The 15,495-nt window shown below is 34.8% G+C and carries 8 protein-coding genes and 1 pseudogene; 4 read left to right on the forward strand and 5 right to left on the reverse strand.

Going from position 1 to position 15,495, the window contains the following annotated elements:
* Positions 1-16: 16 nt before the first annotated feature.
* From T367_RS21405 to T367_RS0104780, 5 genes and pseudogenes are all read right to left on the reverse strand, one after another.
* A complete protein-coding gene (locus tag T367_RS21405; RefSeq protein ID WP_051568349.1) occupies positions 17-3,484 on the reverse strand; it encodes a type I restriction endonuclease subunit R in 3,468 nt (1,155 codons plus the stop codon).
* Entirely contained in the window at positions 3,481-4,773 is a 1,293-nt protein-coding gene (locus tag T367_RS23655; protein WP_051568350.1) for a restriction endonuclease subunit S, read from the reverse strand. Before T367_RS23655 ends, T367_RS21405 begins: the two co-directional genes overlap by 4 nt.
* Positions 4,773-6,875 carry a type I restriction-modification system subunit M gene (locus T367_RS0104770; protein WP_027418821.1) on the reverse strand — a complete coding sequence of 701 codons (2,103 nt, stop codon included), beginning with the start codon at positions 6,873-6,875 and terminating at the stop codon, positions 4,773-4,775. Before T367_RS0104770 ends, T367_RS23655 begins: the two co-directional genes overlap by 1 nt.
* A pseudogene (locus T367_RS25275) lies at positions 6,876-7,001 on the reverse strand (transcriptional regulator); the annotation flags it as partial.
* Positions 7,002-7,454: 453 nt separating this feature from the next.
* Positions 7,455-8,369 (reverse strand): hypothetical protein, encoded by a 915-nt coding sequence (locus T367_RS0104780; protein ID WP_157454126.1) that lies wholly within the window; start codon positions 8,367-8,369, stop codon positions 7,455-7,457.
* A gap of 255 nt (positions 8,370-8,624) precedes the next feature.
* Here T367_RS0104780 and T367_RS0104785 point away from each other — a divergent pair, with 255 nt between their 5' ends.
* The 4 genes from T367_RS0104785 to T367_RS0104805 all read left to right on the forward strand — a co-directional run bounded on the left by T367_RS0104785 (position 8,625) and on the right by T367_RS0104805 (position 15,377).
* Positions 8,625-9,596: a fibronectin type III domain-containing protein gene (locus T367_RS0104785; protein WP_027418823.1), complete on the forward strand. Its 972-nt coding sequence runs from the start codon at positions 8,625-8,627 to the stop codon at positions 9,594-9,596.
* Positions 9,597-10,094: 498 nt separating this feature from the next.
* The gene (locus T367_RS0104790) at positions 10,095-11,183 is read left to right on the forward strand and encodes a ChbG/HpnK family deacetylase (protein WP_027418824.1); all 1,089 of its coding nucleotides are present in this window, start codon (positions 10,095-10,097) and stop codon (positions 11,181-11,183) included.
* 418 nt (positions 11,184-11,601) lie between these two features.
* The gene (locus T367_RS0104800; protein WP_084274311.1) at positions 11,602-13,176 is read left to right on the forward strand and encodes a T9SS type A sorting domain-containing protein; all 1,575 of its coding nucleotides are present in this window, start codon (positions 11,602-11,604) and stop codon (positions 13,174-13,176) included.
* A gap of 488 nt (positions 13,177-13,664) precedes the next feature.
* Positions 13,665-15,377: a hypothetical protein gene (locus tag T367_RS0104805; RefSeq protein ID WP_157454127.1), complete on the forward strand. Its 1,713-nt coding sequence runs from the start codon at positions 13,665-13,667 to the stop codon at positions 15,375-15,377.
* Positions 15,378-15,495 lie beyond the last annotated feature (118 nt).

Raw genomic sequence — 15,495 nt, forward strand, 5'->3', positions numbered from 1 at the left:
GATTGAAAGTTTCGGATCAATTCAATAAATTATTTCCATTTATTCTATTCAATAATTCAAGTGGTTTATTTAACAAGTCTGGATTTTTGTCCAATTGAATTACTTGCTCCATAGTCAAATTGCGAATCATAACGCTTGGCACTCCATCTGTCGTTGTTTTAACTACAACTAAGGAACCCATTGCCATTGCAGCATTTGGAACATCTTGTACTGCGTCCATAAGTGCTTTGGCAGCTTCACTGTTATTCTTATTTACTTCTGACTGTACTTTATCTAAATGTGCTAATTCTAATGCCTTCTTTCCTTTTTCGAATACTTCTCTTGCTTCATCACTTTGGAAAACACGCTTTAAACGCATTATTATGTTTCGTTTAAGCCAAGAACCTTTCTCGAAATCACCATCATTTAGAAATTCAAATCCTAAACTTTCCGCAAAGGTTTTGTACGTGTAAAAAACATTTTCTGCTTCTCTAAAATTGTCTGTGTCTAAATATAAGTGACCAGAGAAAGTTGTGCTTGCAGCTATTCCAGTCGTTGTAGTTGTTTTGCCTTCTTCTTCAATTACATTTTTGAACCAATGAAACATATGTGACATGAAGAACTTACCAAATCCTGGGTCTTCTTCTGTCTTTGACATAAAACCTAAGTAATCATCAACATTGCCCATAAATGCACCGTCAATACTTTCTTTAAGTTTTAGTCTTTTGATGTCGTCAATATTGTTGGCTTTGAAACTTGCTTTCAATCCTTCATCAGCAAGCAGTTTGTCCTTAATTCCTTTTACAACTTTGTCTGCTTCACCTAAATGAATTGAAAACTTATCATTGAGTTCTTTTATGATAATTTCAAGCTGTTCAGTTGGTGTACCTGTTTTTCCCTTGTGTCCGTCTCCTGATGGATTTTCAATTACGGCATCTTCTGGATTTAAAAGAATAGAGCCATTTTCTTCTTCCTGAATGCGGAACTTGTCCATGTTAACCATTTCGGTAACTTCAAGAGGAAGGGTTTCTTTTTCGTAAGGCAAATATTTGTATAATAGTTTTACAAAAAGGTAGAATCGTTCCAAGTCTGCATCAACAAAAGTGATGATTTGAGAAATGAAGGAATACTGACGAACATATTTGTTTATCTGCTTCCTGAATTTATCCTTCTCCTCATCTGTTAGTTTGTCATAATTTTCATTAACTATCTTTTGGAAAAACGGAGATAACTTTTCAGATTTCACCTTTTTGATAACGAACATATCACCGAAATACTCAACATTATCTGAAGTGAATACATCCATCACTTCAATCTCATATTTCAGATTATATAACTTTTGAGGGTCTGTTCCTTGGTCGAGGGAAGTACCTTGGTAAAAGTCTTGGAAAGCGTTTTGAATTTCTTCTTGTGTGTTCGCAAAGTCGATTACGAATGTGTCTTGCTTTCCTTTAGGCTTTCTATTAAGTCTGCTTAATGTTTGAACAGCAGCTACACCACCAAGTTTCTTATCAACATACATTGTATGCAATAAGGGTTGGTCAAAACCAGTTTGATATTTGTTCGCTACAATGAGTATTTTGAATAGCGGTTTCTCAAATGTATCTGGAATATCTTTGGCTTTTGGGCCATTCATTCCATCTTCTGTGTACTTTTCATCTTCCAGTTCAACTGTGCCTGAAAACGCCACCAAGGATTTAATTGGCAATTTGTCTTCTTCAATGATTTTGTCAAAAGCCAATTTGTACAAAACTGCATGTGCTCTCGAACTGGTTACTAGCATTCCTTTGGCTCGTTTATTTATTTTATGGTATGATTTATCCATAAAATGGTCAAGCATTATTCTTGACTTATAGTCAATAGCGTAGGGATGTTTATTGACCTCATTTATCAACAAACGCTTAGCCTTTAATTTCTCAAATTCTTTATCGTTTTCAGCCTTTTCGTTTTCTATAAGTTCAAAATAGGTAGACTTAGTTGTGTAGTTGATTAATACGTCAAGAATAAAGCCTTCATCAATAGCTTGTCGCATTGTATAAAGGTGAAACGCTCGATAACCTGATTTGGCATTTTTATCTGGAATACCAAAAATTTCTAATGTCTTAGGTTTTGGTGTTGCTGTAAATGCAAAGAATGAAAGATGTGGCAATTGCTGTCTACTTGCCATTATTTTTTCTAGTTCTTCTGCAACTGGGTCTTTTGGCTCTTCGTTCTCATCATCTTGCGGAATGATAGCTTTTAGCGCTTCTTCATTTGTTAGAGCAACTTTTAAATCCTTTACGTTTTCACCAGATTGAGAACTGTGAGCTTCATCTACAATAATGGCAAATTTCTTTCCTGAAATTTTTCCTAATTCGCCAACAAAACCAAATTTTTGCAAGGTTGAAATGATAATTTTATCACCATCTTTAAGTGCTTTTACTAATTGCTTGGTGTTTTTATCAATCTTCCGAACAGTTCCTTTAATCTTCTCGAACTGCTTAATCGTTTTTTGTAATTGTTTGTCTAAAACTTTACGGTCTGTAATTACAATTACACTGTCGTAAACAGGGTCTTCATTACCTTCCTGAAAAAGGTTTGCTAATTGATGAGCCAACCAAGCTATTGAATTTGATTTGCCAGAACCAGCACTATGTTGAACTAAGTAGTTTTTACCTGTTCCTGTTTTTTTAACATCTTTAAGTAAACTCTTAACAACATCTCTTTGGTGGTATCTTGGGAAAATTGTTTTTTCTTCTCCCGTTTTTTCATCTTGCTCGTAGTGGATGTAATTCTGCAAAAGCTCTAATAAGCTATCTGCTTGTAACACTTCTTCCCATAAGTAAGATGAAGCAAACTTATTTTCAATGATTGGGTTTTTAGTATCACGATTGAAAGGCAAAAAGTTTGTATCACCATTTGCCAATTTGGTTGTCATGAATACCGTATTATTATCAACAGCAAAATGTACTAAACATGACCTTAAAAATGGGTCTCTGGCATCTCTGCGTTTACGATATTGTTCTTGAGCATGGGTTACATTCTGTCCTGTGAATTCATTTTTAAGTTCCATTGAAATAAATGGAAGTCCGTTTAAAAGAATGACAACATCTATTGAATTATCAGGAGTAGCTTTAGAATAATGAAATTGACGAACAACATTAAAACGATTCGCTTCATATTTCTTTTTATGAGCTTCATTAAAACCAGTAGAAGGTTTGAAGTAAGCAAACTTTAATTTGATTCCTGCCAATACAAAACCATCTCGGAATAAAGTGAGTACACCTCTTTTTAGTTTTAAGCGATTAAATTCTTTGCAAACCGTTTCAACTTCTTGACCAGGGAAGTTTTTTTCTAATTTTTTCCATTCAGTTGGTTGAGTAGTTTTAATGAAATTGGTAAGAACTTCAGTATCTGCCAAACTATCTAAATCGAATTGATTGGTTATACGAACCTCATACAATGGGCTTGCTGCTAAATACTCAAATACGGTATCTTCAAAGTGTATTTCTTTTGTTCCACTCATACTGTTTCATTTACTGTTTGTTTGGGTTGCCACTCTCGTACATCTATTTTGCCTGTAACCGCTTTGCTGATTAAAGCCGTTTTATACTCTTGCATCAAGTCGATTTGATTCTGGTATTTGGAGATAAGTTCGTCATAATCATTTAACTCCTTCTCTACGTATTTAATAATTTGTTTTTGTTCGTGAATTGGCGGTAAAGTGATTTGAAAATTATTCAACATTGGTAACCGTAGAGAATCCACTGTTGTTGAAGCTGATTGCTTTTTCACTTCTTTGATGAAATTAGTTTTTATGTAATAGTAAGCATACTTACCCAAAACTTTCCTGAAATTATAAATACAATAAACTCGCTGATGGAAGTCAAATTTTCCATACGCATAATGAAAAACTTTTGCAACTCCTACACCATCACCAGCAGTTAGAATTGCTTCACCGTCAAATGAATGGGTTGAAATCCGCTCAACATTATCAGACCTAACATAAAATGGATATTCTCCGTCATCTTCTCTATCTACAGTATCTTTGTTACCTGTTGTGATTCGAGCTAAATATTTAAGTTTCCATATTTCCCAATGATTTGGTATCTGGCCAATCCAATCAAACCCCGAATTCTTCAAGGTTATTTCTTTGTTTATTCCTCTTAGAATTGCTTTTTCAATGGTTTTGGCTTTACGCTCTTCCAACAACTCAGTTTGCTTCTTTCGGTTGTTAATAAAGCGGTTTATTTGGGTTGTTTTGTAATCAAGATAGGCTGCTATTTGGCGTTGTTCATCAATATCGCTCGGCAAACAAATGTCCAATTTTGAAAGATGGGTCGGTCCAAAATTTGGTTGACATGAACCAGTTATTAAAATTGAAAGTTGGTCTTGTATATATTGACTTTCAAGCAAGTATTTAAGAAAAGAATTTAATATCCTTTTTGATGTTTCAAGTCTTATTGTACTGGTATTTAGAATAACAATTTCGTCTGAATCGTATTCTGATATTTTGCCCCAACTTGCACCTGAACTGGCGATTAATAAATTTCCCTTTTTTACCGTAAAATGCTTGTAACTGCTTTCATATTCTTCTTTCGAAATGTATTTGGTATAAGATGAAAAGTCAATGCCGTTCTCTGTTATGTTTGTAACACATATCACCTTAACACCTCTGTCCATAAATTGCCAATGCCTTAGACCAGGTCCTTCTTGGTAGTAAACATTATATTTAAACTTACCATCAATCCAAGATTTAGGTATTGTGTACAATCCCGGTATATCAACGACTCTATATTCTTTATGTGCTTTCATCAATCCTCTTTAATTTCTTCCAATAAATCTTCGGTTTCTTCTTCCAGAGCATTGATATCTGACATTATTTTATCCAAATCCCGCAAGGGTTTGTATTCATAGAAATACTTGGTAAAAGGTATTTCATAACCAATTTTGTCTTTCTCTCTGTCCATCCAAGCATCAGGAGCAAAAGGCAGTACTTCGGTCGCAAAGTAATCGTCCACATCTTGTTTCCAAGGGATGTTTTCGGAATCTCGTAAGTCAGTGTCGTATAGTGGTTTCACTTCCCAAGTGTTTACGGGTCCTGTTTGGTCGTTTTCTTCCAATGGGTTATCAAAAACTTCATTGGCTTCTTCGTCTTTCTCACCAATCGTATCTCTAAAAAGTTTGATTTGCCCTTTGTTGAGTTTGGAAGAAAGTCCTCTATTCAGTTTTGTGAAAAACAAATGGTCGTCCATAATTCGACCATCATCTTTTAAGTTTGCAAGAGCTGAAATAAATTCTTTTTGTTTCGAGATTCCTTTTTCAATGTCTTTTCTAGCATCTTCTGGCTTCTTCTTTTTACTGGTTGCTAGCTCAATAAATTTCCTATGTTCTTTTAGTCTTTTGATGCTTACTTCATTGGCTTCAAAAGCTAATCTCAAAGGGCGTTCTACAATTACTTTGCGGTATTTGAAATCTTCGTAATCAAAAATCTTAACAACTTCTGTATCTTTGTTTTTTTCATCATCCTGTCTTACTGGGATTGTAGCATCATCAAACTTGATATACATTTGTGTTAAGTCAGCAATTCCCTGGTCAGATATTTTGTATTGCTTTTTACCAATGCTGCGTCTGAGCTTTTCAGTAAAGTTGTTATGAACACCGTTGATTAGCTGAACTCTGTTTTTTCTTTCTTCTGGTTTATTGTTGTTCAATACCCAGATGTAAGTACTAATTGGTGTTCCAAAAAATAAATCTTTAGGCAAAGCTACAATGGTGTCAAGTAAATCTTCTTCCAAAATCCAACCTCTAATGTTACTCCAGCCACCGCCTGCATCACCGTTGAAAAGTGGAGAACCGTTAAAGACAATCCCAATCTTTGAACCTTTTGGATTCATTTTGTCAATCATGTGCTGTAAGAACAACAACGAGCCATCACTTACATCAGGTAAGCCTGCTTGAAATCGACCAGAAGCACCCAATTCCGCTTCTTCTTCTACATACTCACGCATGTTTTTCCAGTCATCTCCAAAAGGTGGATTGGTAAGCATGTAGTTAAATTGTTTTCCAATCAATTTATCTTTTGTAATAGTGTTACCATGTTTAATGTTGTCGGCTGCTTCACCTTTCATTAAAACATCAGATTTGGCAATCGCATAAGTCTGTTCGTTTATTTCTTGACCAAACAGAAAGACATCTAAATCCTTATTAATTGTATTTACAAGATGTTCTTTAGCTTCTGTGAGCATTCCTCCAGTTCCACAACAAGGGTCATAAATCATGATTCCAGCACCCTTTTCATTCAATTTTTTTTCTTCTCCTGCGAAAACAAGATTTACCATGAGTTGGACAACTTCTCTTGGCGTATAGTACTGTCCAGCTTTTTCATTTGTGGTTTCCTTTGCTTTTCGAATTAGAATTTCGAAAACAGTACCCATTGTGTGGTTGTCAACCACATTCGTATGTAGGTCAATTTTGGTAAATTCCAAAGTGACAATGTAGAGTAGTTCTTTTCTTAGGAGTGTTTCATAAATAGGGGAAAGTCCTTTTTCTTCGCCACCTGAAAAGTTGTAAAGGATGTCTTTAATGTTTGTGCTGAATCCCTTTAAGTAAGCGTCAAAGTTTTCTCCAATATCAGAAGGAGATTTTACCAGTTTAGATAACGTAAATCCAGACGTATTATAGAATTGTTGCTTTGAAGCATTTTTTAAAAGTTTGTCTCTTGTGTCAGGTGGAAGCTTGCTATGCTTTTCAAATGCTTTGTCAACCGCTTCTTGATTTGCTTCAAGAACGCAATCCAAACGTCTTAAAAGTGTAAAAGGAAGTATAACTTCCTCATAGTCTTTTTCTGCATATTCGTCTCTGATTAACTCTTTTATCGCCCAGATAAAATCTGCGAACTGGTTTATATTTTCCATTTATTTATTTTCTTCTTGTATTAAGTCTTTTACTTCAACATCAAGGATTTTCGCAATCTCAAATAGAATTTCAAGTCTTGGTTGTTGTCTGTTCTGTACATAACCATTCACCATATTGTAACTCTTTTTTTAAGCTTTGTGTTCTCCTATTTATTTAATTACATTTACTAATAAATCGTTTTTTATTTGACGCAATTTTAAATAGAGTGCCTAATTTATGAGTAATTATTCAGCAAACACATTTAATATGTATCAAAAATTTATTGGCAATTCAAAATATAACATGTAATTTGTTTACCTTTTTATTTTCTATTACATGCATTATATGTAACTTGCTGAGGATGACGTTATAAATGAAATGTTTGTTTTTCTTATAGATCACACTAATTATTTAAAGTGTTTACAAATAATAGGCATGGGTAAAGATCTAATTTTAACAATAGGTTATGAAATACATCGAATTAGTTATGATTTATTGTCTTACAAGACCTCAAAGTTGGGGATATGAGAGACATAAGTGGCATGAAAGATGGAAGAATAAATAGGTTATTATATTTAGCTATGCAATATTCTTTTAAACTATACACCAAAAGCAATAGAAAAAGTTGTTTTCAATCCATTTACAGTTTCATTAAATAACTGTTGATAACCTATTTTTAAATTTAAACTTCTATTAACTAAAGAATTTATTATTAGATAACCTTGAAAAGACATAACATATTGATCGTTAGTTTTGTATAGTTGTTGCATAATGTGTTTTTCACCTGTTGCCGCTTGTAATATGAGCGAGATAGAAAAAGTACCTTCATTAAAATTTCCATTGTCATTATACCCCATTACTTCAGCCGCACCAGTATAAGTTATTCCGATTCCACTTCCTCCTACTATTTCCAAAGTATTATTTCCAAAGCCATTTCGTATATTTAAAGCTCTCATATCTATGTAGAAACCCCAAAATAATTTATCTGTTTTATCTTTATTTAATGGTATTGCGAATGAGGGCATTGTTCTTATTGTGATTGGCGCTGCTTCATAATCAACAAGATCTAACGCGCTTGCTGAATTACTTGAATCATAATTGGTTGAAAGCTTTGAAATTACTAGGATAGGTAAGTTAATTCTATATTTCTGAATTCTATCATTATATGCTTCTTTTGTCTGACTATGACGTAGCTCAAATGATTCTTTTGTTGGATTGCCAAAAAATAACTTGTAATGTATTACTTGAGAACTTACAGACAACCTATTTTCCCCTATATTTAGCAGAGAATATGAAAGCGCATTGTTATTAAAAAAGGAAACGACTTTTCCTTTATGTATGTCTTCATTTACATCAGTTGCTTTATCCACAGCTTCATAGTATTCTCTACCATCTTCATGTATTTTAGTTTTTAATTTAATAGGATCTTTGACTGGTATTGTAAACGGTGCTTGGCTAATTGCCGATTGGCAATAGCACATCGTCACGGTTATCATGAGTATTGTAAGTTTCATATCGTTAGATTTGAGCTGCAATATAATATTTTATTTTAAACCGTATTGTTTTAATGTAAAGTAAATCAGTGCATTTGACATATATATATATAAATTGACACGATAAAAAGAGTCGATCTCGTCCGTGAAATATATGGAACATACATCCCCAATCACGAAGGAGAAAAAGCAGCCGCATTTATTTTATACCGCTCAGCTTACCACGATTCTTTATACGAATTTGTAGATAAATTTGAGTCGAATAACGATTCATGTATGATTCAATTCAAAGCTGAGATTCCAACCGGTGATCGGCACTTTTTTAAACTTGCGGCATTGTCTGAAGACAGTGATACCATGTATTCGTACCCTACCTATTATTTTACGCTAGACCAAGAACCTCCGGCGGAACCGACCGATTTTAATGGTGAAATAGATTCATTAGGCGTCGCAACCTTAACTTGGACACCTCCGGCTGATCAAGACATACAAGGATATAGAATTTACCGCACGAATACTTTGCGGGAAGAATTTGTTGAAATCACGACAGCATTAAAAACAGACCTTATTTATCGGGACACCTTGTATTTAGACAACCTCAGTTCGGAGGTTTATTATCGCATCCGAACAGTCGATTTAAATTATAATAATTCAACATTGACACCACCCATTAAATTACTGAAGCCAGACACCATTCCACCCGTTCCACCTGCTTTTAAATCCTATAAAGTTGAAAATGGTGGTATTGCTTTAACTTGGGCGAATTCTAAAAGTGATGACGTGATAAAAACGGGAATCCTTAAACAGTCAAAAGTAAAAGAAGAGGTGATTGAAATTGTTGCAGATCAAATTAATTTCGTTGACACAACTTGCGAAATTGGCATGAAATATTCCTATACTTTATTCGCCGAAGACGAACAAGAAAATCGGTCATTTTCAAAGCCATTAAACTTAGTTTATGAGGTTGGTTTTCGAGCAGCCCCCAATCAATTAAAAGCCGAAGTTGACCGTACAGCAAAAACCATTTTATTGACATGGAATCATCAAGTTTCGGATATTTATGCCATTCAAATCTATCGCAGTAAAAATGAACAACCTTTCAGATTAGTGGAGTCAATCCACGAAAACACTAGCGCATACACCGATCAGCATTTGTCCATGAACAATATTTATCGTTATAAAATCAATATGGTTTTACAAAGCGGTAAAAGTACTAAAATGAGTGAAGTGGTTGAGGTGGTTTATTAGGCTTGGCCTATTAGTATTGAGTTTATAGTACTGAGTCGTTAGTCCGGTAAAATTGACATGCGTGCTTGCAATCACTTCTTTGTGAAATATAGCACTATTTTCCCTACTGCATTCATTCATTAGAATTACACCCATACTCCGCGCTGAGCAGCAGTCGGTGAGATGCCATAGGTAAACATAGCATGCAAATCCTACACTTCTACCGCACCCCACAAATAATCCCGAAGGGATGTCATAAGTCAACATAGGATGCAAATCCTATGTTTCTACCGCACCCCACAAATAATCCCGAAGGGATGTCATAAGTCAACATAGGATGCAAATCCTACACTTCTACCGCACCCCTCAAATAATCCCGAAGGGATGATATAAGTCAACATAGGATGTTAATCCTATGTTTCTTAAAAAGCCCTGAAGGGGCGTTATAACCCCTGTCAAACTCCTATAATTCAGTCTGCTGAATTTCAATTTCCAAGAATTATCCCTAATTTTAAAGGCATGTCCTTCAAAACAAAAATAATATTCACCGCTGACGATTTCGGAGTAGAAAACTCTATCAACGAAGGCATTATTGACCTCGTTCAAAAGGGGATTATCAATTCGGTTGAGGTATTGCCAAACTTCGGTCCCAAAGGAGAGAAAAGTGTTTACAATACCCTAAAATTAATCGATGCAGCAGCAAATATTCCCCACCTCGAATTGGGGATACATTTTACAATCACTTCGGGCAATGCTTTAACAAATCACAGCGATTTAAAACCAATATTAGAAACAGGTTCCAATATAAACGAATTTGTTTCCTTTCAAACTTTGAATAGCAAGGCAAGTTATGAAGCGGTGAAAGGAGAGCTTTTGGCGCAAGCAAATGTTTTATTGGGAAACCCTAAAATTGCACCATTCATCACCCATATTTCGAATCACCACGATGCTTTATGGTTTTACCCGCCCTATACACGCGCATTAATTGATATTGCCAATCAGTTGAATTTACCAGTGCGCAATCCGCGTTCGTATCCTGCGAGTAGAACTTGGGTATATTATGCCTTGCAGAACAAAATTAAACTCGCTAAAAAATCAAAAGACAGATCTCAGATAGAGGGAGCATACGAACTACGCAAATTAGGTTTTTTCCCCAATCAATCCTTATCCTATTGTACGACAGATTATATGGACAATCGGTTTTACGGTGTAATGGACAATTTTTTTGCAGCAGATCCTAGAGATGTTCACGCAGCACTTCGCGCCAAAAGGAGAAAAATTAAAAACATGTTTGATAAAGCTGCAGCTGCGGGCCCTTATGGCAAAAGAGCAGAGATTATTGAGTTCATGTTCCACTTGCGAAAAGGAAAAGTAATGGACGCTGAGTTGGCTGGTAAGGCAACGCATGTTGCAGGTTATAAAGGCATTGATTTGGCCTATTTTGATGGTCGAACAATAGAATATTTAGCCCTCCATAAATACAAAGATTTTATTTTAGAACAACTCAATTCTGAATACCTAACAACAGGTTCGTGGAGCGATTGCAAAGATTTTATTTTATTCGCAAAAAACAATACAAATTCAATGAGTAAAAGTTCCGTCGTATAGGTCTGATTTAACGTTCGCTTAACCTTAATTTAATTGAACGAATTACAAACATTCGTTTTAAACGAAACATAATCAATTGTTTATATTCAGTTTATACGATTTGAACAATTTGAGACGTCCTCCATTATTTATGCTGAGTGCTTACAAGAAAATGAAAGCAAAATCACGGTCGCTATATTATATTTCGCCGGTTAATTTGGGCGTTACCCTCCCCAAAGTGTTGGGGATGGTCGTGCTTTTCGCTCTAATCTTTTTTCCACTTGACGTAGAAAAAAGGATATCCGCTGCAATCACTAACGCGGATACGAGTCGTAGTGAATTCGTCGCTTGTCTTGAGTTCTTATTCCTTAGTAAGTAATAATCAGTACACAATCTTTTTTCAACTCACTTAATTATTGTAATTTAGTAAGCAACACCCATGTTAAAACCCCGACACTATATCCTTTTATTATTTTCATTCATGCTAATGACTGTTGTTTTTGCGCAACCAACTATCAATGAGCGGTACGAAATTGATAGGGCGAGTAATTCAATGTTTGGAAGTGTGGTGAGTACTGATTCTTGTTATTTTGTAGGAGGGGGGCATGGATCTTTACCAGGCTTTTATGATAGAAAAGGAAATTTTATCAAATATAATTTTGACGGAAGTATTAATACCTTAACTATTGTAGATGCTGATACTTTAGGGATGGATTTATGGTTAGGGAATAACCTTATTAAAACGTTAGATGGAAATTTAGCCTGTTATATTTATGGATATAATGCCGACAACAAAGTTGGCTTTACGTTTGTGAAAATTTCTCCTACTGGTGAAATACTCACTATGAATTATAATAATTCATTTTATATTGAAGATTCTAACGACGGTAAAAACCCTTCTACGCTAATACAAAGTGCAGACAGTACCTATTTCGGAATCGTTCATGTGTTTAATTTGGGTAGTTCATTAGGAGGTATCACCTTTTTCAGGTTAGACAAACACGGTAACTTGATGTACAAAAAAACCTTTTATGGTGACAGTATTGCAACTTATAATACGCTAAGATCTGCCAGCATGGTTCAATTGAACGACACCGAATTAATGATAGGTTGCGCTTACCGCAAAGACGCACATGAAACTTCAGAGGTCCGGCACCATACCCGTTTAATGAAAATTGATACACTGGGGGAATTACTAGAAGAACATACCTATTATGAAGATGATTTAAGTTACGATTGTAATAGCTTAACCCGAACTGCGGACGGTGGCTTTTTATATGGGGGCAGAATAGGATTGTATTATCCAGAATACGATGGGATATTATATAAATCTCGTGTAGTTAAACTTAATGAAGATTATTCGGTGGCATGGGAGATACCTTATGGTGATTATTATACTTCTGGGTTTGCCAAGAATTTCACAAAAATATTGCCTTTAAATGAAAGGGAATTTGTGGTAACTGGATATGTCCATACAGAGACAGGTATTATGGGCTGTTTAGTAAAGTTTAATATTGACGGGGAATTATTATGGCACCGTAAATACATGAAAGTTCCACTGGCGGAATCGGGTAATGAACATTACTTATACGACGTTGAACAAACCCCAGACGGCGGTTTTGTAATGGTGGGTCAGGCTTTTGATCGACTCGAAATTACCGACCTACCCGGTCAAAAAGCATGGCTTGTAAAAACAGACGAATATGGTTGTTTAGTACCAGGTTGTGAAGATGATGATTTGGGGATAGATAATCCAGTTAAAACAGTGCAAAGCAAAATTTACCCCAACCCAGCAAAAAACACTTTGTTTTATTACCACCACCAAGATAATTTTGAACCTGTTACCATTACTATTCACTCCATTCATGGTCAACAAGTGCACGAATGGCAACTCCATAGCAACGATATCACCTGTGAGGTTGATATTTCACATTTTGAAACTGGGGTTTATGTGTTGAATGTTGTGAGTGAAAGTGGAGAGATGTTGGGGAGTGAGAAGTTTGTGAAGGAGTAGGTTGCTCACTGGCGTTCACAAGAGTGAATAGTTGTTAGTAAATAGGAAGGCATAAAAATAGTTTAACCACAAAGTTCGCCAAGGTTTTCACTAAGGCCACAAAGGCCCGCTTGTAATTTCAGACAAACGTGCATCTTGAACTTCTCTGAGAAGGAGGAATAGACCACGTCAAAAATCGTGAGTACTGGATCCTTTATTGACCCCTGCGTCGCCCTGAGCATCAGTCGAAGGGTAGGGGTCATATGTCCTCTGAATAATACACATCGAAAATAATCTGCAAAAATCCTTTAGAACTCAACACAACAACAGCCTTCAAATCGCAAAATCTGTGGTAATCTGAGTAATCTGTGGTAAAAAATATCACAAATATCCTTTAAATCGCAAAATCTGGCTTAAATCACATGTTTTTAATAAATTAAGATTAAATTTATTCGCATTAAATTTTTGGAAACCCTAACATGAATTCGATTAAAAAACCAAAGATCCACATGAGTATTTTTATTTGCGTTTTAGCCGTGCTAATAAGTTGCGCAGATACGGAAATTGAACTTGAAGACAGCATTATTTTTTCGGATACAGAATTGATGGATTCTATTGATGAGACTGAAGAAGAGTACGAAATAAAAATTATTTCTCGGCCCCAAGCGGTTGAAAAAATCCACAAAAAATTATTGGCAAATAAAAAGGAGTTTCTTCACAATAGAAACGTCAATTTAAGCGCAGCAGAGCGTTATAAAAAAGGAGATTTACGTGTAATTAATACGTTAATCGCTCAATTATCCGAACCATTTTCTGACATTAAAGAAATGATGTATAGAAATTTGATGCCAGCTTATGATGGTTATCCATATACAATTAAAGAGAAGAATTTAAGATCGGCAATAGTAAACAATTTATGGTCGGAAAATGAAGACGAGGAAAAATTAGTCATTGAATTATTGGGGAAATTAGAAATTCAAGAGGGGTTTGATGCGATGTATAAACATCTTATTAGCGATCAATCCATGTTTAATGGAGATTTGATTTTTTATTTAGCGAATGCACCAAATACAATTGATCCGCTTTTATTCTTTAAACATGAAATTCATGATGGTATTTACAGTAATTCTTATGTCGGACGTGTAATAGAAAGCTTTCCAACATATATAGCGAATGGGAATAAAGAAATAGAAAATGAAGTATTTGAAATATGCGAATTAATCTATACAGAAAATGTTATTCCTGCAAACGATTATGAGACCATGGACATGGATTACGAATACGGCAATCCACCAAAAGATTTATTGACTTTTATTTTTAATTATGGTGACGAGCGATTTAAAGATATAGCCAATGTGTTTTATGACGATTATACGGTGGGTGATTTAGCCGAAGAATATTTGCTAAAATTTGGTATGTTGCTGAGTAGGAAAGAAATTTTATTAGGCTTTAAAGAACCAAGCACTTTTTATGCGGCAATGTTACAGGCGCCAACTTTATATTCAGTTGAATTTGACACTAGGTTAATAAGAACAATGTTAGAAAATTTTGAACTATTGTATTTTGGAGATGCGTATTGTTTTAGCTGTGAGGATATATTAAGCGAATTGCCAATTATTTTAAAAGAGATGGACAGTTTAAATGCTGAAAAATATATTAATGATTTTGTTAATGATGGGTGGCTTCAAGAATATTTATTGAATGGTGTAAACGGCTGGCAAGATCAATATGCGGAACATATAAATTTGCTAAAAAGCATTGACTTTTTCACTGAAGCCGAAGGTGATAGAGCGATGACATATTTTGAAGATGGGTATATTTATTCTTCTCAAAATTTATTCAATATTTCCAATCGTTATTTTAATAGCAGTGATTACGCTTTTGATGATTATAATGATTTAATTGAGAAATTTAAAGCGATTAGTGATGGGGCATTAGACGGGATAGATATTCACGCGACAACCACTTTTAATGCTGAGGACACTGATCCTATAATACTTGTGCAGGCTTTTTTGAACGATACAATTTATCAATTAGAATTTGTCGATTATTATTATGAAGAGTATTGGAATTTGTCAAATTTGCACATTTTCATGAACCAACTACATGATGCTGCCAATGGAAATGAAGAGATGTCGATAGTAGTTTTGGACGAAGTTTACACTGAGTTTATTTATGTTTCGAAAGATCAAATGAAGCAGATAGGAACAATTTACCAATAACATTCAGGTCAAGTAAAATTGTGATTTTAAAATTAAAAAAGGACTGTCACTTCCGCAACAATCCTTTTTAACGTTTTTACTCATGTGTAATATAAAATATTATGTTTTTCGAGTAACA

It is taken from the genome of Crocinitomix catalasitica ATCC 23190 (genome assembly GCF_000621625.1).
GTDB lineage: Bacteria > Bacteroidota > Bacteroidia > Flavobacteriales_D > Crocinitomicaceae > Crocinitomix > Crocinitomix catalasitica.

Coding starts and splice junctions, on each gene's coding strand:
- T367_RS0104780 (WP_157454126.1), bottom strand. CDS start 8,369: ATGAAACTTACAATACTCATGATAACCGTGACGATGTGCTATTGCCAA.
- T367_RS0104785 (WP_027418823.1), top strand. CDS start 8,625: ATGATTCAATTCAAAGCTGAGATTCCAACCGGTGATCGGCACTTTTTT.
- T367_RS0104770 (WP_027418821.1), bottom strand. CDS start 6,875: ATGGAAAATATAAACCAGTTCGCAGATTTTATCTGGGCGATAAAAGAG.
- T367_RS23655 (WP_051568350.1), bottom strand. CDS start 4,773: ATGAAAGCACATAAAGAATATAGAGTCGTTGATATACCGGGATTGTAC.
- T367_RS21405 (WP_051568349.1), bottom strand. CDS start 3,484: ATGAGTGGAACAAAAGAAATACACTTTGAAGATACCGTATTTGAGTAT.
- T367_RS0104790 (WP_027418824.1), top strand. CDS start 10,095: ATGTCCTTCAAAACAAAAATAATATTCACCGCTGACGATTTCGGAGTA.
- T367_RS0104800 (WP_084274311.1), top strand. CDS start 11,602: ATGTTAAAACCCCGACACTATATCCTTTTATTATTTTCATTCATGCTA.
- T367_RS0104805 (WP_157454127.1), top strand. CDS start 13,665: ATGAGTATTTTTATTTGCGTTTTAGCCGTGCTAATAAGTTGCGCAGAT.